This window comes from Streptomyces sp. NPDC002896, assembly GCF_040295225.1.
GTDB lineage: Bacteria > Actinomycetota > Actinomycetes > Streptomycetales > Streptomycetaceae > Streptomyces.
In genome coordinates, this window is sequence record NZ_JBEOVA010000003.1 from 401,258 (window position 1) to 420,578 (window position 19,321).

General features: G+C 70.9%; 18 protein-coding genes. 10 read left to right on the forward strand and 8 right to left on the reverse strand.

The window, feature by feature from the left end; genetic code table 11:
* Nucleotides 1–75: 75 nt before the first annotated feature.
* The 3 genes from ABT009_RS06470 to ABT009_RS06480 form a co-directional block, all read right to left on the reverse strand.
* Nucleotides 76–1,608 carry an APC family permease gene (locus tag ABT009_RS06470; protein WP_351290172.1) on the reverse strand — a complete coding sequence of 511 codons (1,533 nt, stop codon included), beginning with the start codon at nt 1,606–1,608 and terminating at the stop codon, nt 76–78.
* A 61-nt stretch (nt 1,609–1,669) separates the two neighbouring features.
* Nucleotides 1,670–2,617, reverse strand: coding sequence for a hypothetical protein (locus ABT009_RS06475; RefSeq protein ID WP_351290174.1), 948 nt, complete (start codon nt 2,615–2,617; stop codon nt 1,670–1,672).
* Nucleotides 2,618–2,906: 289 nt separating this feature from the next.
* Nucleotides 2,907–4,562, reverse strand: coding sequence for an FAD-binding dehydrogenase (locus ABT009_RS06480; protein ID WP_351290176.1), 1,656 nt, complete (start codon nt 4,560–4,562; stop codon nt 2,907–2,909).
* A gap of 259 nt (nt 4,563–4,821) precedes the next feature.
* On the opposite strand from ABT009_RS06480, the gene ABT009_RS06485 reads away from it, so the two are divergent.
* From ABT009_RS06485 to ABT009_RS06510, 6 genes are all read left to right on the forward strand, one after another.
* The gene (locus tag ABT009_RS06485) at nt 4,822–5,715 is read left to right on the forward strand and encodes a DMT family transporter (protein WP_351290177.1); all 894 of its coding nucleotides are present in this window, start codon (nt 4,822–4,824) and stop codon (nt 5,713–5,715) included.
* A 38-nt stretch (nt 5,716–5,753) separates the two neighbouring features.
* Nucleotides 5,754–6,275: an NUDIX domain-containing protein gene (locus ABT009_RS06490; RefSeq protein ID WP_351290453.1), complete on the forward strand. Its 522-nt coding sequence runs from the start codon at nt 5,754–5,756 to the stop codon at nt 6,273–6,275.
* Between the two features lie 51 nt (nt 6,276–6,326).
* Nucleotides 6,327–6,719: a YidH family protein gene (locus ABT009_RS06495; protein WP_351290179.1), complete on the forward strand. Its 393-nt coding sequence runs from the start codon at nt 6,327–6,329 to the stop codon at nt 6,717–6,719.
* Nucleotides 6,716–7,039 (forward strand): DUF202 domain-containing protein, encoded by a 324-nt coding sequence (locus ABT009_RS06500; RefSeq protein ID WP_351290181.1) that lies wholly within the window; start codon nt 6,716–6,718, stop codon nt 7,037–7,039. Before ABT009_RS06495 ends, ABT009_RS06500 begins: the two co-directional genes overlap by 4 nt.
* A gap of 160 nt (nt 7,040–7,199) precedes the next feature.
* Complete coding sequence (locus tag ABT009_RS06505; RefSeq protein WP_351290183.1) at nt 7,200–8,222, forward strand: phosphotransferase family protein; 1,023 nt, start codon at nt 7,200–7,202, stop codon at nt 8,220–8,222.
* A 5-nt stretch (nt 8,223–8,227) separates the two neighbouring features.
* Nucleotides 8,228–9,442: an acyl-CoA dehydrogenase family protein gene (locus ABT009_RS06510; protein WP_351290185.1), complete on the forward strand. Its 1,215-nt coding sequence runs from the start codon at nt 8,228–8,230 to the stop codon at nt 9,440–9,442.
* A 58-nt stretch (nt 9,443–9,500) separates the two neighbouring features.
* Here the strand turns inward: ABT009_RS06510 and ABT009_RS06515 are convergent, their stop codons facing one another.
* Entirely contained in the window at nt 9,501–10,094 is a 594-nt protein-coding gene (locus ABT009_RS06515) for a TetR/AcrR family transcriptional regulator (RefSeq protein WP_351290187.1), read from the reverse strand.
* Nucleotides 10,095–10,283: 189 nt separating this feature from the next.
* Nucleotides 10,284–11,051 (reverse strand): SDR family oxidoreductase, encoded by a 768-nt coding sequence (locus tag ABT009_RS06520; protein WP_351290189.1) that lies wholly within the window; start codon nt 11,049–11,051, stop codon nt 10,284–10,286.
* Nucleotides 11,052–11,285: 234 nt separating this feature from the next.
* On the opposite strand from ABT009_RS06520, the gene ABT009_RS06525 reads away from it, so the two are divergent.
* Nucleotides 11,286–12,572, forward strand: coding sequence for an exo-beta-N-acetylmuramidase NamZ family protein (locus tag ABT009_RS06525; RefSeq protein ID WP_351290191.1), 1,287 nt, complete (start codon nt 11,286–11,288; stop codon nt 12,570–12,572).
* A gap of 110 nt (nt 12,573–12,682) precedes the next feature.
* On the opposite strand, the gene ABT009_RS06530 is transcribed toward ABT009_RS06525, so the two are convergent.
* Nucleotides 12,683–15,577, reverse strand: a complete 2,895-nt coding sequence (locus ABT009_RS06530) for a penicillin acylase family protein (RefSeq protein WP_351290193.1) — start codon at nt 15,575–15,577, stop codon at nt 12,683–12,685.
* 316 nt (nt 15,578–15,893) lie between these two features.
* On the opposite strand from ABT009_RS06530, the gene ABT009_RS06535 reads away from it, so the two are divergent.
* On the forward strand, nt 15,894–16,496 hold the full coding sequence (locus tag ABT009_RS06535) for a hypothetical protein (protein ID WP_351290195.1): 603 nt from the start codon (nt 15,894–15,896) through the stop codon (nt 16,494–16,496).
* A gap of 68 nt (nt 16,497–16,564) precedes the next feature.
* Here the strand turns inward: ABT009_RS06535 and ABT009_RS06540 are convergent, their stop codons facing one another.
* Entirely contained in the window at nt 16,565–17,083 is a 519-nt protein-coding gene (locus ABT009_RS06540) for a hypothetical protein (protein WP_351290197.1), read from the reverse strand.
* Nucleotides 17,084–17,170: 87 nt separating this feature from the next.
* On the opposite strand from ABT009_RS06540, the gene ABT009_RS06545 reads away from it, so the two are divergent.
* The gene (locus ABT009_RS06545; protein ID WP_351290455.1) at nt 17,171–17,887 is read left to right on the forward strand and encodes a 3-keto-5-aminohexanoate cleavage protein; all 717 of its coding nucleotides are present in this window, start codon (nt 17,171–17,173) and stop codon (nt 17,885–17,887) included.
* 316 nt (nt 17,888–18,203) lie between these two features.
* On the opposite strand, the gene soxR is transcribed toward ABT009_RS06545, so the two are convergent.
* Nucleotides 18,204–18,737 carry a redox-sensitive transcriptional activator SoxR gene (gene soxR, locus ABT009_RS06550; protein ID WP_351290199.1) on the reverse strand — a complete coding sequence of 178 codons (534 nt, stop codon included), beginning with the start codon at nt 18,735–18,737 and terminating at the stop codon, nt 18,204–18,206.
* Nucleotides 18,738–18,844: 107 nt separating this feature from the next.
* Here soxR and ABT009_RS06555 point away from each other — a divergent pair, with 107 nt between their 5' ends.
* Nucleotides 18,845–19,306, forward strand: coding sequence for a MaoC family dehydratase (locus ABT009_RS06555; RefSeq protein WP_351290201.1), 462 nt, complete (start codon nt 18,845–18,847; stop codon nt 19,304–19,306).
* Nucleotides 19,307–19,321 lie beyond the last annotated feature (15 nt).

Here is a 19,321-nt window from a genome sequence, read left to right on the forward strand (position 1 = left end):
CATCTCAAGACTTCGCAATCCGCGCCATCGCAAGACTCGCAATCCGCTCTCATCTCGAGACTTCGTAGTCCGCTCTCATCTCGACACTTCGTGCTCCGCCGCCTTCTCGAGCTGGAACGCCTCGTTGCCCAGGCCGATGCGCGCATGCGCCTCCGGACTCCGGGCACGCAGCACCGCGCCCTGGACCAGGCCGGTCACGGCGGCCAGCGCGATGATGCCGGGCAGCACCCAGCTGAGCGCCGAATCCGGGCCGGAGCCGACGAGGACGTCGAAGTCCTTCACGGTGTAGACCGCGATGACGAGCAGGGCGATCCCTGCGACCGCGGAGGCAGCCAGACGCCAGGCCTGGGCGCGGGCGGCGCCGCGACGGGCGAAGAACACGATGACGGCCAGCGATGCGAGGGCCATCAGCAGGATGACGCCGAGCGCACCGATGTTGCCCATCCAGGTGAAGAGGTGCAGCACGGGCGCCGTCGGATCACCGGTCGCGCCCTCGTCGGTCACCGCAAAGGCTCCGACGACCACCACCGAGATCACGGTCTGCAGCAGCGAGCCGACGCCGGGCGCACCGCTGGCGTTGTTGGTACGGCCGAAGGCGGCGGGCAGCAGTCCCTCCCGGCCCATGGCGAAGGCGTACCGGGCGACGACGTTGTGGAAGCTGAGCATCGCGGCGAACATGCCGGTGACGAACAGGACGTGCAGGACGTCCGTGAAGGTCGTGCCCAGGCTGTTCTCGGTCAGGAAGAACAGCAGGCCGGCGCTCTGCTTCTGGGCGGCGGCGACGATGCCGGACGGACCCGCGGCGACGGTGAGCGCCCAGCAGCTGAAGGCGAAGAAGACGGCGACGAACCCGACGGCGAGGAACATCACGCGGGCCACGACGACCTGGGGCCGGCTGGTCTCCTCGGCGTAGACCGGGGCCTGTTCGAAGCCGAGGAAGGCCGCGACGCAGAAGCACAGCGCGGTACCGAGGCCCGCACCGGTCAGCGTCTCGGGATTGAACGCCTGGAGGGACAGGCCCTCCTTGGCGGGGTCGGCGACGGCCGCGATGTCGAAGATGACGACGAGCGCGACCTCGACGATCAGCAGCACACCGAGCACGCGCGCGTTGAGGTCGATCTTCAGCCAGCCCAGGGCGCCCACGACGAGCACGGCCGCGAGGGCCGGGATCCACCAGGCGACCTCCGTGTCCAGGTAGGTGGCGAAGAGTCCGGACACCTCGAAGCCGAAGATGCCGTAGACGCCGACCTGCAGCGCACTGTAGGCGACGAGTGCGACCAGGGCCGCGCCCGAGCCGGCCGTGCCGCCCAGGCCGCGCGATATGTACGCGTAGAAGGCGCCGGCGTTGTGGACGTGGCGGCTCATCTCGGCGTACCCGACGCTGAACAGCGCCAGCACGACGCCGAGCATGACGAAGAGCAGGGGCTGCCCGACGATGCCCATCACGCCGAATGTGGTGGGCATGACACCCGCAACGACCATGAGGGGGGCCGTGGCGGCGAGCACGGACAGCAGCAGCCCTGCCGTGCCGAGGCGGTCGGAGCGCAGGGCACGCTCCTGCCCCTTGTAGGTTCTGATCTCGCTCGTGCTCGAACTGCCCGTGGTCATGACGGGGGTTGTCCTTTCGCAGCGGATGAGGTGCGGACGAACAGCGGTGAAGGCGGGCGGGCTAAGCGGTGCCGAGTGCGGTGTTGCGTGCGGTGCGGAAGGCGTCGTACGGGTCCCGGTCCGGGTACGACCAGGGGGCCGGGGTCGCATGCGGTCCGATGCGGTGGAACAGCGCGGCCGCCTCGGCCGGGCGGCCCTCGCAGACCTTCGCATGGGCGAGGAAGTTGAGGTCGACGCGGTTGCGGGGGTGGGCCTCGTGGCCCCACTCCAGCCACCAGTCGAAGGCCGCCTTCATGACCTGGCGGGCCCTGCGTCCCGTCCAGTGCCCTGAGGACGCCGCGTCGCGGGCTTCGCTGCCGGCGGCGGCCAGGACGCGGTAGCGCTCGGCGTGCGCGACGACGGGCAGGATGGCCAGGGGCGAGTGCGCGGGGGCCTGTTCGGCGGCCCAGGACGCGAAGTCGTACACCTCGTGCATCGGGTCCTGGCCGGCTTGCGCGTGCCGCTCCGCGAGGCGGGCCACCATCAGATGGTGGGCGTGGTGGTGGTCCGGGTGGCGGTGGCGGACCTCGTCGAAGAGCCGCACGACGTCCTCGTCGCGGCCCGTCGCGCACTCGAGGATCAGCAGCGACAGCCAGGGGGTCGGGTCGTCCGGGACGAGTGCGGCAGCGGCGTTGCAGGCCTTGCGCGCGTGGTCGGGGCGCTCCTTGCCGTTCAGGGCGCGGAAGACCATGGCGCAGGCCTGCAGTACGGCCGCGTCGGCCGACTCCGGCTCGGCCAGCCGCCATTCGCGTGACCAGGCGGCGGTGCCGGGTTCCTGGGCGAGCACGGTGATGCGGTGGCCGCGGCTGTCCCAGTCGTCGCCGGTCGCCGCGAGCAGCGAACGGACGGCGGTCCAGCGGCCCTGGGCAAGGGCGGTACGGGCGGAGGCGAGTTCCGTGTCGTCCAGCGCCGGGTCGAATGCGTGCGGCGCCCGCCGGTTGCGGGCACGGCCGAAGGGGGGTGGGGGCACCGCAGGGTCCTTTATGACACGGCTGGCTATGGCACGGTCATGGCACGGTGTGCCAGCGGGTGATCACGGACAGCAAAGCGGAGGGGGTTCTTTCCGTCAAGGCCGTGTTGGGGCCTACTCGTGTCAACTGGGCGGTTTGCCCCGCCCGTTGACACGAGTTCCCCAGGCCTCCCTGGGTGGCCCTCCGATTTTCAGGTACCCGCCGTCGTGGTGCTGTGCCCACCTCCCCCAGCTACCGCCGGAAGGTTCCCCCAGCCCTGCGGAACATGCCCACAGCCAGGCAGCGGTGCTACGCCACCGCCCTCGCCGCCGCGCGGCCCGCCGTGCGGCCTGAGAAGAGGCAGCCGCCGAGGAACGTGCCCTCCAGGGAGCGGTAGCCGTGGACTCCGCCGCCGCCGAAGCCGGCGGCCTCCCCCGCGGCGTACACGCCGGGCAGGGGGTCGCCGCCCTCCGTCAGCACCCGCGACGACAGGTCCGTCTCGAGGCCGCCGAGCGTCTTGCGGGTGAGGATGTTCAGGCGTACGGCGATCAGCGGGCCCGCCTTGGGGTCGAGGATCCGGTGCGGGGTGGCCGTACGGATGAGCTTGTCGCCGAGGTAGTTGCGGGCGCCGCGGATCGCGGTCACCTGGAGGTCCTTGGTGAAGGGGTTGGTGATCTCGCGGTCGCGTGCGGTGAGGGTGCGCCGCAGGTGGGCCTCGTCGATCAGCGGTTCATCGGTGAGCGCGTTCATGCCGCGCACCAGCGCGCCGAGGTCCTTCTCGACGACGAAGTCGACGCCGTGGTCCATGAACGCCTTGACCGGTCCTGGGACGTCGGCGCGTGCCCGCCCGATGACGTCGCGGACGGACTTGCCGGTCAGGTCCGGGTTCTGCTCGGAGCCGGAGAGCGCGAACTCCTTGCCGATGATCTTCTGGTCGAGGACGAACCAGGTGTGGTCGTACCCGGTCTGCATGATGTGCTCGAGCGTGCCGAGCGTGTCGAAGCCGGGGAAGAGCGGCACGGGGAGCCGGTTGCCGCGCGCGTCGAGCCAGAGAGACGACGGGCCGGGCAGGATGCGTATGCCGTGCTTGCTCCAGATGGGGTTCCAGTTCTCGATGCCCTCGGTGTAGTGCCACATGCGGTCGCGGTTGATGAGGCGGGCGCCCGCCTTCTCGGCGATGCCGAGCATCAGGCCGTCGACGTGCGCGGGCACGCCGGAGAGCAGCTTCGCGGGCGGCTCGCCGAGCCGCTTCGGCCAGTTCGCACGTACGAGATCGTGGTTGCCGCCGATGCCGCCCGAGGTGACGATCACCGCCTGCGCCCGGAGCTCGAAGGAGCCGGTGACCGTGCGGCTGCTGGCCTGGCCGCGCTCGATGTCCGAGGGCTCCAGGATCTCGCCGCTGACCGTGTCCACCGCTCCGGCACTGCGTGACAGGCCCGTGACGCGGTGGCGGAACTTCAGCTGCACCAGCCCCCGCGCGACACCTTCCCGTACCCGCCGCTCGAACGGCGCGACGATGCCGGGGCCCGTGCCCCAGGTGATGTGGAAGCGCGGTACGGAGTTGCCGTGGCCGTTGGCGTCGTAGCCGCCGCGCTCCGCCCAGCCCACGACCGGGAAGAAGCGCACGCCCTGGCCGTGCAGCCAGGCCCGCTTCTCGCCGGCCGCGAAGTCGACGTACGCCTCGGCCCACTTCCGCGGCCAGTGGTCCTCGTCGCGGTCGAAGGCGGCCGTGCCCATCCAGTCCTGGAGCGCGAGCTCATGGCTGTCCCTGATGCGCAGGCGGCGCTGCTCGGGCGAGTCGACGAAGAAGAGGCCGCCGAAGGACCAGTGCGCCTGGCCGCCGATCGACTGTTCCGGTTCCTGGTCGAGGAGGATGACCTTGCGGCCCGCGTCGACGAGCTCCGCGGTCGCCGCGAGCCCGGCGAGACCCGCACCGATCACGATCACATCTGCGTCGTAGGCCATGAGCCCCGTTCCCTCCTCGATTGTCAGTCGGCGACATTCTTACTGGTCGGTCGGATCTTCGGGAACGGGCGTGACCGAATCTTGGTACGGGCATCCCGGAGTCCTGGCGCGGGATGTGCGGTTCCGGGACTGTACCTGCCGGGACCGGGCACTCGACGTGACGGAGCTGACTGCGGGGTGCGCGGAGGGGCGCTATCGTCAGGCTGGTACCCCGGCCGTGGCGCGCCCGTGGCCGGACCCAAGTCTTGAGGTGCTCTGCGTGTCGGTTCTGGTTCTCGTTCTCGCCGTGTCCGCTGCCTGCTGCCTGGGCCTCGGCTACGTCCTGCAGCAGAACGCGGCGCAGCACGCCCCGCTGAGCGACTTCCTCTCGCCCCGCCTCCTGCTCGACCTGGTGCGGATGCCACGGTGGCTGGCCGGGATCGGGCTCATGGTGTGCGGCATGGCGCTGGGCGCCGTCGCCCTGGGCAACGGCGAGCTGTCGCTGGTCGAGCCACTGCTCGCGACGAACCTGCTCTTCGCGATGGCCCTGTCCCGCCGGCAGACCAGACAGCCGCTGGGCCGTCAGGGCTGGGTGGGGCTCGCGCTGCTCGCGGGCGGCGTGACCGCGTTCATCCTGGCGGGGCAGCCGACGGGCGGTGGCGACGTCGCCGGTCCGCTGCGGCACTGGCTGATCATCGGCGTGATGGTGGGCAGCGCGCTGGCGCTGACGGCGTTCGCCAAGCGGTCGCGGCTCAGTGCGGGACCGGCGCTGCTGGCGACGGCGGCCGGTCTGCTGTACGGCGTACAGGACGCGCTGACCCGGGTGAGCGGGCAGCGGTTCACGGCGGGCGGCTGGCTCGTGCTCTTCACGGGCTGGCAGCCGTACGCCGTGCTGGTGCTGGGTGTCGTGGGGCTCATCATCGTCCAGAGCGCCTTCGAGACGGCTTCGCTGCGGATGTCCCTGCCCGCGCTGACGGCCGCCCAGCCGCTGGCCGGCATCATCTGCGGCGTCGGCTTCCTCGGCGACCAGCTGCGCACGGACGCCGGCGCGCTGGCCTGGGAGTCGGCGGGCCTGGCGGCGATCGTGGGAGGCATCGTGCTGCTCGGCGTCCATCCGGCCATGCCGCGGGGCGGGGCGCCGGTGGAGCGCGTACCGGACGTACAACCCAGCTGAGTGACCGTCCCTGGAGAAGAGCCCCGGTGAGTGACGCCATGAGTGCCGCGGACGAGCTGCTGGACATCGTCGACGAGAACGACCGGGTCGTGGGGCAGGCCCCGCGCGGCGAGGCGTATGCGCGTGGGCTGCGGCACCGCTGCGTGTTCATCCAGGCACGGGACGCCGACGGCCGGATCTTCGTGCACCGCCGTCCGCCGACGAAGCTGGTCTTCCCGTCGGTGTACGACATGTTCGTGGGCGGGGTCGTGGGGGCGGGCGAGTCGTATGACGCCGCGGCGCTGCGCGAGGCCGAGGAGGAGCTCGGCGTCGCAGGGCTGCCGCGCCCTGTGCCGCTGTTCAAGTTCCTCTACGACGGCGGCGACGGGCAGAGCTGGTGGTCGTCCGTGTACGAGGTCCGCTGCGAGCTGCCGGTCAGCCCGCAGGTCGAGGAGGTCGCCTGGCACGGCTTCCTGTCCGACGCCGAGGTGGAGCGGCGGCTCACCGAGTGGTCATGGGTGCCGGACGGCCTGGCGGCGTACGAGCGGCTGAAGGCGTATCGGGCGGGTCGCGCGGGCTGAGTGAGCTACCGGAGCGCCGATGCCCGGTCCGCTCCCCGGTAGGGTCCTGGCGTGATCGAGTTCGTACGGAACCTCCGGCTCTGGTTCGCGCCCCAGGCCGTCCGGGAGGAGGGCCGGACGCCCGACTACCGGTTCTCGCTGGCCAACGAGCGCACCTTCCTCGCCTGGCTGCGCACCGCGCTCGCCCTCATCGGCGGTGGCTTCGCCGTGGACCAGTTCCTGCCGGACCTGCGATGGGGATGGCGCGTCGGGCTCGCCCTCGCGCTGCTCGCCGCGGGCGTGCTGTGCTCGCTGCGGGCCGTGAACCACTGGATTCGCTGCGAGCGGGCCATGCGGCGCGGCGAGGACCTGCCGGTGTCGCGGTTCCCCGCCCTGCTGAGCCTCGCCGTCGCGGTCGTCGCGGTCGCGATGGTGATGGTCGTGCTGGTCGGCTGGGACGGATGACCGGCCCCGCCGGTGCACGGGACCGGGACCCGGGCCTGCAGCCGGAGCGTACGCGGCTCGCGTGGCGGCGTACGACGCTGGCCTGCACGGTCGCCGCAGTGCTGGCGGCCCGGACGACCCTGCACGGCGGTCCGACCACGGTCGGCGTGGTGGCCTGTGCCCTCTGCTTCCTGGCCTGGCTGGGGTTCCTGGCCGTGGCCCATCGCCGGATCAGCGCGCTGACCGGCGCGTCCGCGGCGCCGCTGACGCTCCGGCACGCGCTCGCGGCAACGGCGTGCGCGCTGGCCCTGGCGGTGTTCGCGGCGGCGGTCGTCTACTGATGCGGCTGCCTTGCGGCATCGCCGCGTCTCACGACTCCGCCTTACCGGAGCGAGACGGATCACGTTCCGGCCCACCCCTGGACTACATACCGACCGGTCGGCATCATGCTGTGGTGTCCTCGGGAACGCATCCCGCCAGCCGCGCACGGAGGAGCGAACGATGAGCTCAGACCACCCCCCAGGCCTCGACCTCGACCGGCTGCGCCAGCGGCTGGACCGGGAGCGGCCCGGCCTGGTGAGCGGTCCGCTGACCGGCCGGCTCATCGAGGGCGGGCGGTCGAACCTCACGTACGCGGTCTCGGACGGGGCGGCGAAGTGGGTCGTGCGCCGCCCGCCGCTGGGCCATGTGCTGGCCACTGCGCACGACATGAAGCGCGAGCACCGGGTGATCAGCGCGCTGCACCCCACCGCGGTGCCGGTGCCGCGGCCAGTGCTGCTGTGCGAGGACGAGGACGTGGTGGGCGCGCCCTTCTACGTCATGGAGTTCGTGGACGGCACCCCGTACCGCACCGCCGAGCAGCTCGCCCCGCTCGGCCCCGACCGGACCCGTGCCGCGGTGCTCGGGCTCGTCGACACCCTCGTCGAACTGCACGCCGTGGACCCGGCCGAGGTGGGCCTCGAGGACTTCGGGCGGCCGGAGGGCTTCCTGGACCGGCAGCTGCGCCGCTGGGGCAAGCAGCTGGACGCCTCCCGCAATCGCGAGCTGCCCGGCATCGAGGAGCTGCAGGCCGCACTGAGCCGCGCGCTGCCCGAATCGCCCGCCCCGGCGGTCGTCCACGGCGACTACCGGCTGGACAACGTACTGATCGGCACGGACGACGAGATCAAGGCGATCCTCGACTGGGAGATGTCCACGCTCGGCGACCCGCTCACCGACCTGGGCCTGCTGGTGATGTACAGCGTCCCGCTCGAGACCCCCGACTCCCCTGTCAGCACGACCGCGGCGGCGGCCGGTCATCCGGACCCCGCCGAGCTGATCGAACGGTACGCCGCACGCTCGGGGCGCGACGTGTCCGACGTCTCCTGGTACACGGCGTTCGCGTGGTTCAAGCTCGCCGTGATCCTCGAGGGCATCCACTACCGCTACACGCTGGGCCAGACGGTCGGCGCCGGGTTCGACCGCATCGGCGACCTCGTCCCCGTCTTCATCGAGCACGGCCTGACCACCCTCCAGGAAGGCTGATCCACATGGACTTCGCATTCGACGCGCGCACGGAAGAGCTGCGCGGCAAGCTGCTGGCCTTCATGGACGAGTTCGTCTATCCGGCCGAGGCGATCGCACACGAGCAGCACGCGCGGCTCGCCTCGCCGTGGGACACCCCCGCGGTCGTCGAGGACCTCAAGGCCGAGGCCCGCAGGCGCGGGCTGTGGAATCTGTTCCTGCCGGACGAGGAGTACGGCGCCGGGCTCACCAACCTCCAGTACGCACCGCTCGCCGAGATCACCGGCCGGTCGCCCCAGCTGGCGCCGACCGCGCTGAACTGCGCCGCACCCGACACCGGCAACATGGAGGTGCTCGCCCAGTTCGGCGACGAGCGGCAGAGGAAGCAGTGGCTGGAGCCGCTGCTCGCGGGCGAGATCCGGTCCGCTTTCGCGATGACCGAGCCCGAGGTTGCCTCCTCCGACGCCACCAACATCACCACGCGTATCGAGCGGGACGGCGACGAGTACGTCATCACCGGCCGCAAGTGGTACATCTCCGGCGCGATGAACCCCGACTGCAAGATCTTCATCGTGATGGGCAAGACCGACCCGGACGGCCCTGACATCCGCCGCCAGCAGTCCATGGTTCTGGTGCCGCGCGACACCCCGGGCCTCGAGGTCCGCCGCGCGATGCAGGTGTACGGGTACGAGGATCACTACCACGGAGGCCATGCGGAGGTCGTCTTCGACCACGCGCGCGTGCCGGTGTCGAACCTCATCGGCGAGGAGGGCGGCGGCTTCGCGATCGCCCAGGCGCGGCTCGGCCCCGGCCGTATCCACCACTGCATGCGGCTGATCGGCATGGCCGAGCGGGCGATCGAGCTGATGTGCAAGCGTGCGGTGGCGCGCACGGCGTTCGGCAAGCCGCTCGCCCAGCAGGGCGTCGTCCAGGAGTGGATCGCTGACGCGCGGGTCGCCGTGGAGCAGCTGCGGCTGCTCGTGCTGAAGACGGCCTGGCTGATGGACACGGTCGGCAACAAGGGCGCCCACACCGAGATCCAGGCCATCAAGATCGCGACCCCGCGGGCCGTCGTGGACATCATCGACCAGGCGGTGCAGCTGCACGGCGCGGGCGGCGTGAGCCAGGACTTCCCGCTGGCCGAACTCTGGGCGGCCGCGCGGACGTTGCGGCTCGCGGACGGGCCCGACGAGGTGCACCAGCGGTCGCTGGCGCGACGCGAGCTGAAGCGGTACCTCTAGCCACACGCACCTGAGCCCCCAGCCGAAGTCCGGCTGGGGGCTCATGCGTGGGGGCGTCTCAAGGCCGCAGCGCCCGCAGCAGCAGGTCCGCGAGATGGTCGGCGACCTCCTGCGGGCTGAGCGGCCCGTCCGGCCGGTACCACGTGGACAGGTGGTGCACGGACCCGAAGTGGTAGTCCACGACGAGGTCGGCCGGTGTCGCGGTGGAGAACACGCCGGTCATCTGGCCCTCCTCGACCAGCGCCCGGAACCGCTCGTGGTAGTGGCGCCGCTCGGCCCGCACCTGCTTGTTCTTCTCGGGGCTGAGGTGGTGCATGGAGCGGAAGAAGATCGCCGCGTCGTCGAGGTTCTCGATGGTCGTGACGACGACGTCGGCCGCGGCGTCGCGCAGCCGCTTCTCGACGGGCGCGTCGGTGTCCGCCACGGCGTCGAGGCGCTCCTGCTGGACGCGGAGCACGCGCGCGTACACCTCGTGCAGCAGGTCGTCCTTGGATCCGAAGTAGTGGTAGAGCGCGCCCTTGGTGACCCCGGCCGCCTCGACGATCTCCTGCACCGACGTACGGTCGTAGCCGCGCTCGGCGAAGAGCCGGGTGGCGGCGGCGAGCAGCCGCTGCGGGACGGGCGTGCCGTCTCCGTTCGTCGTCCTGGGCACTGCCGCCACCTGCCTTCCGTTCCGTGTCATCACGTGTAGTCACGCGTGGTGCGTCACGTCCGGTGCGTCACGCGTCCTGTGGTCGGGAACACACATCCCGCGGGAGGATCTTCCCACTTGCCGTCTCCGGCGTTTCGGGCAGGACCCACCGCACGCGGGCGGACCGCGCCGTCGCACGCGGACCGACGGTCACTGCCCGGTCTCCTCCCACTTCTGCTGGATGTGGTTCATGCTCGTCAGCCAGCGGTCGGGCTCGGTGGCCCGCACCCGGTAGTACTCGGCGACCTCGGGGTGCGGCAGGATCAGGAAGCGGTCCTCGGCCATGCCCGCGAAGAGCGCGTCCGCGACGTCCTCGGGTTCGATCGCCGTAGGCGCCAGCACGAGTTCCCCGGCCGAGCCCGATGCGGTGAGCATGTCGGTGCGTACGCCCTGCGGGCAGATCGCGTGGACCTTGATGCCGCGGTGGCGGTACGTGAGCGAGAGCCACTCGGCGAAGGCGTACGCGCCGTGCTTGGTGACGCTGTAGGGCGCGGCGCCGACCATGGTGAGCAGTCCGGCGGCGGAGACGGTGGAGACGAAGCGGCCGCTGCCGCGCTCCAGCCACTCGGGGAGCAGCTCGCGGGCGGCTCGCACATGGGCCATGACGTTGACGTCCCAGGCGGCGGCCCACACCTCCTCGTCGGCACTCTCCGTGCCGCCGGAGGCGAGCCCGGCGTTGGCGCAGTAGACGTCGACGGTGCCGCCAAGGGCTTCGCGCGCTTCGGCCACGATCGCGGAGGCGTCGCCCGGCAGCGCGATGCCGCCGAACTCGTCGGCCACGGCTTTGGCCTTCCCGGGATCCAGGTCGTTGACCACGACGCGCGCCCCGGAGGCGGCGAACTTGCGTGCCAGCGCCGCCCCGATGCCGCCTCCGGCTCCGGTGACGACGACTCCCGTCCCTTGCAGGGTGTCCACCATCGGTCTCCCTCGACTCGACTGCAGATAACAGACTAAGCAGTCGGTCAGGAGGAGGGGAAGAGGAAACGGAGGAGGGAAACCGAAGAGACCACGGAAGGTGGAACGCCTCTTCCCGCCGCGAGGAACGCCCGCTTCCCCACCGCCGGGAACGCCCGGTTCCCGCCGAGCGCCACGCGCGCTAGCGTGCGAGGCCATGCGATCTTCCGCGATCAATCAGAACACGGAGGGAGCACCATGAATCTGTCCGGACCCAACCTGTCCAGACGCACCCTGCTCGCAGCCGGCTCGGCCATGGGAGCCGCGGCCGTCGCAGGACCGGTGTCCGCGGGACCGGCCGCCGCGGCGGAGGGCCGCCGCCGGCTGCGCACCGGCTTCGAACGGCTGGCCGCGGACGGCTACGCGCTGCTCGACGGCCAACGGGTCGGCATCGTGACCAACCCGACCGGGGTCACCCGCGGCGGCGCCGGGAGCGGGGGCGTACGCCACATCGTCGATGTCATGCACGAGGACGAGCGCCTCGACCTGGCCGCCGTCTTCGGGCCCGAGCACGGCTTCCGCGGCACGGCGCAGGCGGGCGGCTCGGAGGGCCGGTACGACGACCCGGCGACCGGGCTCCCGGTGTACGACACGTATCTGAAGAGCGGGCAGCCGCTGGCCGATGTCTTCACCGCGTCCGGTGTGGACACGGTCGTCTTCGACATCCAGGACGTGGGCGCCCGCTTCTACACGTACATCTGGACCCTCTACGACTGCATGGAGGCCGCGCAGCTCGCGGGCAAGCGGTTCGTGGTCCTGGACCGCCCGAACCCGGTGACGGGCCGCAGCGCCGAAGGACCGGTCCTGCACAAGGAGTTCGCGACGTTCGTCGGGCGGCAGCCGATCTCGCAGGCGCACGGAATGACGGTCGCGGAGCTCGCGCGCCTGTTCAACGGCGAGTTCCTGGAGGCTCCGGTTCCGCTGGAGACCGTGCTGATGACCGGCTGGAAGCGCACGGAGTTCTACGACACCTCGGAGCTGCCCTGGGTCCCGCCGAGCCCGAACATGCCGACGCCCGACACCGCGCTCGTCTACTCGGGGACCTGCCTCTTCGAGGGCACCAATCTCTCCGAAGGGCGGGGCACCACACGGCCCTTCGAGCTGCTCGGCGCCGAGGGTATCGACCGCCGCTGGGCCGAGGCCGCGAACGCGCTCGAGCTGCCCGGCGTGGACTTCCGCGAGGCGTACTTCGCGCCCACGTTCTCCAAGTTCCAGGGCAAGACGGTGGGCGGCGTGCAGATCCATGTCCAGGACCGCGCGGCGTACGACCCGGTGCGCACCGGCATCGCGCTGCTGGTCACGGCGAAGCAGGTGTGGAGCGGCTTCGCCTGGCGCTCCGACAACTGGATCGACAAGTTGACGGGCAGTACGCAGGTCCGGACGCTGATCGATGCGGGGGCGACCGCGGACGAGGTGGTGGCGGCCTGGCAGGGCGAGCTCGAGGCGTTCCGCCGGACGCGTGACGGTTATCTGCTCTACCGCTGACGCGCCCGTACGGGGCCGGGCTCACTCGCGCGCGGCCGGGCGGGGGACGTCCGGCGGCGTATGCCGTGCGGCGGCGGACCGTACCTCCCCGGCCCGCCGCCCCACGTGCGCTACCGGTGCGCCGGGAACTCCACGACCTGCTGGTACGTCGGCCGGTTCTGCCACTGGATCGCGCGGTGCTTGATGCCGCCGAGGGGCCGGTGGACGATCGCGTCCGAGCACCACTGGTCGCCCGCGTCGCAGGTGTCGTCGCCGGGATAGACCTCGGTGGCGGGCTTGGCGGCGGCCTGCGTGAGCGTGTCGAGCAGGACGTCCCGGCAGGCGTCGAGTGAGCCGTCGCCGCAGTACGCGCGGCCGAGCGCCCCCTCCACCGGCTCCCCGATGACCTTCCGCAGGTCCTTGTCGACGTTGCCCCACCAGCCGTACTGGAAGGAGGAGCCCGCATGCCCGCCCGTGGGACCGTGGCTGGCGGACGGTGACTCGTCGACCGTGAGCTGCGCGGTCAGCGCGTCCCACAGGTCGTCGCCCAGGCCCGGCCTGAACTCGGCCTCCACCAGCAGCGGCCACCAGGCGTCCATGATCCGGACCGCATCGGTGTGGGCGTACGTCTGCGAGCCCGCCGAGGTCTCCTTGCGCTGTGCTCCCGCCGCCTGCCAGGACTCCAGCTGCTGCACCGCCTTGGCGAGCGCGGGATCGCCGACCGGCTTGGAGCGCAGCACCTTCAGCAGCTCGGGCAGCACCTGTTCGCCCCGCAGATCGGTGACCGCCGCATCGGCCATCGCCCGGGTGAGCGAGGCCCTGGTGACCCCGCCCTTCTCGACGAGCTTCTTCACGCGCCCGTCGAGGAGATCGCCGCGCTGGACGGCCCCCAGGCTGGAGTTGGCGGCGCTGTAGTCCTTGGCCTGCTTGTTGTTCCAGGAGATGTAGTAGTCCTGGTCGACGGAGTTGGGGTGCTGGTCGGGCGGGGTGTACGCGGCCGTGTTGTGCGTGGGGTCGAAGTCCCGCCATTCGTACGCCTTCTCGGCCTTCACCGGGAACGACGGATCGACGTTCGCCGCGCGCACCGGGTTGGCGCCGCTGTTGTAGTACGCGATGTCGCGCGAGTCGGCGTAGAACCAGTTGAAGGCGTAGCTGATGTGCTGCGCGGCCTGCTGGAAGGTCTTGGCGTCCGCGACGTAGGACGGGTCGTTCAGCATCTGGAAGCCGATGATCGAGTCGGCCTCGTGGCGGTAGGTGGAGCGCAGCGAGGTGTAGGCGACGGGCTCGCCGTCGACCGTGGCGCGGTGCGTGACGATGCCGTAGTTCGTGCGGAAGACCTGCATCCGGTACGAGCCTGCGGCCGTGGAGTCGGCCACCGTCGGCTTCCAGGAGTTGCGCCTCTCCAGCTTCTCCATGGGTGTGCAGGTGCCGCGGTAGAGGTAGTACGCGGACTGCTTGGTGGGGGTGCCGCCGCCCGGTTCGCAGAGCTCGACGGCGTACGTGTCGGTGATGTCCTGCCCCGCGGAGGTGGCCGACCAGGCGTAGTCCTGGCCGCGGCCCAGCTGGACGTACATGCCGACGCCCGCGAACGAGACGCCGTGCGCGCTGATGCCGGGCCCCTGGAGTTCCTGCATCATCAGCAGCTGCGGCGCGAAGTAGCCGGTCTGCGGGCCGAAGACCGCCACCGGGTGGCCGCTGGCGGTGTGCTCGCCGGACACGAGGAGGGCGTTGGACATGCCCTTCCCGCTCGCTCCGCCGGAGAAGAGGTCGGCGGGCAGCACACCGTCGTCGAAGATGCCCTGGAGGGGCTTGAGGCGGCCGGTCACCTTCACGGGGTCCTTGACGCTCTGGATGCTCTCGGTGCTCTTGGCGCTCTCGGTGCTCTGGACACCTGTGGCGCTCGTCGCCGCCGAGCCCTCACGGTCGTAGACGAGTTGCTCGGGCTCGACCGATCCGGGGTCGGGCAGGGCCATGCCGCGCGGATTGTCGGGCTTGCCGGCGTACGGGAAGCTGCTGCCGTCGTGGAGGGTCAGCACCGTCTCGGGGTCGTTGCGCTGGCGGAAGGACTCCCAGATCCTGGTGCCCTCCTCGACGCCGTATTTCTGCTGGGCCGTGAGCAGGGAGAGCGCGGCGTCGACCTCTCCCCCGCCGCCGTTGCCGAAGAGGCCGCCGACGACCGAGGCGAGCGCGATCATGTCGGTGATCTTGAAGGGCTCTATCTCGCCGACGTTGGTGATCGCGTCGATCTTGCCGGTGAGGACGTACTCGCCGGGGAAGTACCGGCCCTTCTTGGCCTGTTCGCGATAGGCGTTGAGGCCGTCGATGTAGGCCTGCGCGTCGGCCATGGCCTGCTCGCCGCGCGCCCCTGAGGACCCGCGGAGGTAGTCGACCTGCTTCTGCAGGTCCTCCTCGGTGTACGGGGCCTGCGGCCAGAACTCCTGCTCGAGGCCCTGGTTGGCGGGTGCGCCGCCCGCGAACGAGCTGAGCTCGCCGCGTCCGATGTGCCGGAACAGGTCGATGACCCAGAGCCGGTCCTGCCCGGCGGCGTAGCCGGCGCCGAACTCGGTTCCGTAGCGGGTGGTCCCCTTGATGTGCGGAATGCCGTACTTCTTGTCGCGGGTGATCGTCACGTCGTCGCGGGGGCTCGTGACGGAGGCGACCTGGCCGTCGGGGACACCGAACGAGGCGTCGTTGAAGTACTGGGCGAGGGTGTCGTCGGTGAGAGTCGGGTACCCGGAGGAGAGCGCGTCGTAGGGGCCCAACTGATCATCGGCGTGCGCGGGCTGAGTGCCCAGCAGCTGGTTGGCGAGGATCTCGGCGAGCGTGGCACTGCCGTTCGCACCGGGCGACAGGATGTCCGCGCACTGGCCCTCGCAGTAGTCGGCAGCGGCCGGCTCCACAACGGCGGACGCCGGAATGGGGGCCAACAGGCCACCGGTAAAGACGAATACAGCCGTGACGGCCAGTGAGCCCGCGGATCTGCACAGGGATCTGTCGCGGGTGCGATGTGGGGTACGCCGTGGCATTCCTGCTCCTCCCGACGATGGTGAGCCGGAGGTTACCGCCGGTACAGCGACGAAATGAAGATGAACATGCGTCATGTTTTCCGAATCGCCACAGGGCCCGATTGCCGAGGGACCAGAACGCGTGTTGTCAGCCTGAAGAGACCGCAGAGGCCCCTCGTTGACGGTCTCTTGACGGCCCGTCCGGGACCCTCGAGAGCAACTGATGGATGCCATCGGAATTCGGATGGAGCCGAATGGCGTGTCGATACGTCTATTCGGCGACGTCCGTACGACGACGCCGAATCAGCCGGAGTACATGTGACGGAGGTGCAGAGCGATGGCCGGATTCCGGAGTCTCGCGAGACAGGTGCGTGACCCCCGCAACGACCTGGCACTGCGACGGTACTCACTGCGCAAGTGCCTCGAGCGGTTCGCCCCTTACGGCCACCGGGCCACCTGGGACCATCTCTGCTCCCGGGCGGGCTTCGGTCAGGAGGACCGCTCACCCGATCCGGCGCGGCTGGTGGCCGCGCTCGACGAACTCGAGGAGGCACGGGCGGTCTGGCTAGCCTACGAGGCCCAGTTCGCCGAGCGGCGCAGGAGGGAGAAGCACGACGGACTGCGCAGGCCGGGCAGCGTGGACGACTGGCACCGGCGCACCTGGGGCGGCTTCGGCGTCGCGTGGTGCGACGACCCCCGGGTCCATCCCGCCGGGCCGCTGGCCGAAACGCTGCGTCGGCTGATAACGGCCCTGGAGCGCGAACCGGGAGAGCTGTGCCCGGTCTGCTCGGGCTCGCGCCTCGTCTGGAAACACGATCTGGCCCATGAGCCGTCGTCGGGTCCGGTCTGCACGGGCTGCGGGATAGTGGTGCCGCGGCCCGTTCTGACGTCCGCGGCCCTGGCGGAGGCGAGACGAGCGCGGATGCTGGTGTCGGCCTGAGCACGACGGGGGTGCGACATCCCGCCGCACCCCCGTGCGCGAACAGCGCCGAACCGTTTCTGCACTCGTTACGGAGTGATCACATCCGTGTGGATGGCGAGCTTGAACTCGGCCAGGAGCAGCGGCGTGGCCAGCTTCTTGTCCCCCGCGCCGCGCGCCGAGACCTTCAGCCCCAGCGGCGTGCCCTTGTGCACGAATATCTGCCACATATAGGTGCGGTACTGACCGCCGCGGGTGGTGGCGCCGTCGGTCGTGGCGGTCGAGTCGTAGCCCGTGGACGCGCCGAGCGGATCGCGCACGAACCGGGCCCGGTACTCGGTGGGCCCGGCGGCCGCGTCCCAGAAGACCATCGCGGACAGCACACCCCAGCCGTCGTGGCTGGGCCATATCAGCCCGGAGCGGAGGTCGGGGAACGCGGACGCCTTGTCGCCGCCGTTGCTCGGGTCGTGCATCTTCCAGCGGTCGTACGACTCGTCGCCCGTCGTGTAGGGGAAGCGCACCAGGTGATAGCCGTCGCTGTCGTACGAGATCTTCTGCTGGCCGCTGCGTTCTGCGTCCCACTTGAGTGAGCAGATGGCGAGGCTCATGGGTGACTCCTCCTCGATGCCCGGTCTTCGATGTCGGTGGCGACCGGGTTGTCAGTGGCGGCTGGCACCATCGGTGACATGGACTTCGTGCTCCAGGTGTGTCTCAACGGCCCGCGCGGTGCGGGCGATGGTGCAGCCGTGCCGGTTTCTCCGGGGGCGATGGCCGAGTCCGCGGCGGAGGCCGTCGCGGTCGGCGCCCAGGATGTACATGCACATCCCAAGTCCCCCTGTGGTCAGGACACTCTGTCACCGCGCGCGGTTGCGGCGACGCTCGAAGCGATACGTTCCGCGGTCCGCGTCCCGGTCGGCGTGACGACGGGCGCGTGGGCCGAGCCGGACCCGCGGGCCCGGGCCGCGCGCATCCGCGAGTGGACCGTGCTGCCCGACCACGCCTCGGTCAACTGGCATGAACCGGGAGCCGAGGAGGTCGCGGCGGCCCTCCTCGACCGGGGCGTGGACGTGGAGGCCGGGCTGTGGTCGGGCACGGACGGCCCGGCGCGGTTCGCCGCGTCGCACCTCGCGCCGCGGGTCCTACGAGTCCTGGCCGAGGTGACAGACCGGGATCCGGGCACCGCCGAGGCCACCGCCCGGAAGTTGCTCGACGCAATCGGCACGGCTCACGAGCGCCCGGTGCTGCTGCACGGTGAAGAGGGCGGCGCCTGGCCGGTGTTGCGGCTGGCCCGGCGGCTGGGACTGGCGACCCGGATCGGCCTGGAGGACACGCTGGTCCTGCCGGATGGGCAACGGGCGGGGTCCAACGCCGCGTTGGTTGCGGCGGCGCTGGGTGTGGGGGCGGGGCCGTAGCGGCCGGTGCGTTCGGTCGGCGGCCCTCATCGGCAGCCGGTGGCCGTACCAGACTTAAATCGCTGGCTGTAGGGATTTGCCGCCGGGACAGTAGGGGCTGCGAAGCTCGGCTGAGGTCCGACCGGGGCAACCAGGGCAACCGAAGGACAACGGGACCAGAGCCAGGGGTTCGCCATGTGCTCCGCCCTGCCGCACAGGGGACGGCAGGGCGGGTTCGCGGAGGCCGGGAGCGGCGCGCGGAGGGGGCGCGCCGCCTCCGGCTCACCGGGGGCGCCGCCTCCGGCTCGCTCCCTTCACACCCATCGTGCCCTTCGTGTCAACGGCAGGAGCCTTTGGTCCCGTTGGGCTCCGGCTCACCGGAGCCCAAGGTCCCGCCCGGCTTCCTCCCCTTGCGGCCGCGTTCGGGAAGCAGGCGGGAGCCCGTCAGCCGATCGCCGAAGACGTCGTCGGGGTTGGAGAGCACACACGTCTCCAGGGACAGGCAGCCGCAGCCGATGCAGTCGGTCAGATGGTCGCGTAGGCGGCTGAGCTGCCTGATGCGTTCGTCGAGTTCGGAGCGCCAGGCCTCGGACAGGCGGGCCCAGTCCTCGCGGTTGGGCGTGCGCCCCTCGGGGAGTTCGGCGAGCGCCTCGCGGATCGTCGCGAGCGGGATGCCGACCCGCTGGGCGGCGCGGACGAATGCGACGCGGCGCAGCGCGTCGCGCTGGTAGCGACGCTGGTTGCCCGCCGTGCGGCGGCTGCTGATCAGCCCCTTGGACTCGTAGAAGTGCAGCGCCGAGACGGCGGCGCCGCTGCGGGCCGACAGCTGGCCGACCGTGAGCTCGTGGATCTTCTCCGGAATCTGCGGCACCCTTCGAACCCTACCGGCCCCCGCTCCCCCTCCTCGTTGACAGAGACGTCCCGCCGGACCATGCTGAGCAAGCGCTTAGAAGACGATGCCCGGGAGGGTCAGGGACAATGGCAGAGCCGAGGATCTTCACGTCCGCCGACGAGCTGAAGGCAGCTGTGGGCGAGCAGCTTGGCCACAGCGACTGGCTGGAGGTCGACCAGAAGCGGATCGACCTGTTCGCGGAGGCCACGGGCGACCACCAGTGGATCCACGTCGACCCCGAGAAGGCGGCTGCCGGCCCGTTCGGCAAGACCATCGCCCACGGCTACCTGACGCTGTCGCTGCTGCCCGCGCTGGTTCCGCAGGTCATCCAGGTCGAGGGGATGAAGATGGGCGTCAACTACGGCACGAACAAGGTGCGTTTCCCCGCCCCCGTGCCGGTGGGCTCGCGGCTGCGCGCCACGGCCGTTCTCACGGAGGTCACCGAGGCGGGCGGCGGCGTGCAGATGACGACGGCCGTCACCGTCGAGCGCGAGGGCGGCGACAAGCCGGTGTGCGTGGCGGAGTCGGTGTCCCGCTACTACTTCTGATCCGCTTCACACGCA

Coding starts and splice junctions, on each gene's coding strand:
- ABT009_RS06490 (WP_351290453.1), top strand. CDS start 5,754: ATGAGTGCCGCGGACGAGCTGCTGGACATCGTCGACGAGAACGACCGG.
- ABT009_RS06470 (WP_351290172.1), bottom strand. CDS start 1,608: ATGACCACGGGCAGTTCGAGCACGAGCGAGATCAGAACCTACAAGGGG.
- ABT009_RS06540 (WP_351290197.1), bottom strand. CDS start 17,083: ATGAGCCTCGCCATCTGCTCACTCAAGTGGGACGCAGAACGCAGCGGC.
- ABT009_RS06520 (WP_351290189.1), bottom strand. CDS start 11,051: ATGGTGGACACCCTGCAAGGGACGGGAGTCGTCGTCACCGGAGCCGGA.
- ABT009_RS06530 (WP_351290193.1), bottom strand. CDS start 15,577: ATGCCACGGCGTACCCCACATCGCACCCGCGACAGATCCCTGTGCAGA.
- ABT009_RS06480 (WP_351290176.1), bottom strand. CDS start 4,562: ATGGCCTACGACGCAGATGTGATCGTGATCGGTGCGGGTCTCGCCGGG.
- ABT009_RS06510 (WP_351290185.1), top strand. CDS start 8,228: ATGGACTTCGCATTCGACGCGCGCACGGAAGAGCTGCGCGGCAAGCTG.
- ABT009_RS06555 (WP_351290201.1), top strand. CDS start 18,845: ATGGCAGAGCCGAGGATCTTCACGTCCGCCGACGAGCTGAAGGCAGCT.
- ABT009_RS06535 (WP_351290195.1), top strand. CDS start 15,894: ATGGCCGGATTCCGGAGTCTCGCGAGACAGGTGCGTGACCCCCGCAAC.
- ABT009_RS06525 (WP_351290191.1), top strand. CDS start 11,286: ATGAATCTGTCCGGACCCAACCTGTCCAGACGCACCCTGCTCGCAGCC.
- ABT009_RS06500 (WP_351290181.1), top strand. CDS start 6,716: ATGACCGGCCCCGCCGGTGCACGGGACCGGGACCCGGGCCTGCAGCCG.
- ABT009_RS06505 (WP_351290183.1), top strand. CDS start 7,200: ATGAGCTCAGACCACCCCCCAGGCCTCGACCTCGACCGGCTGCGCCAG.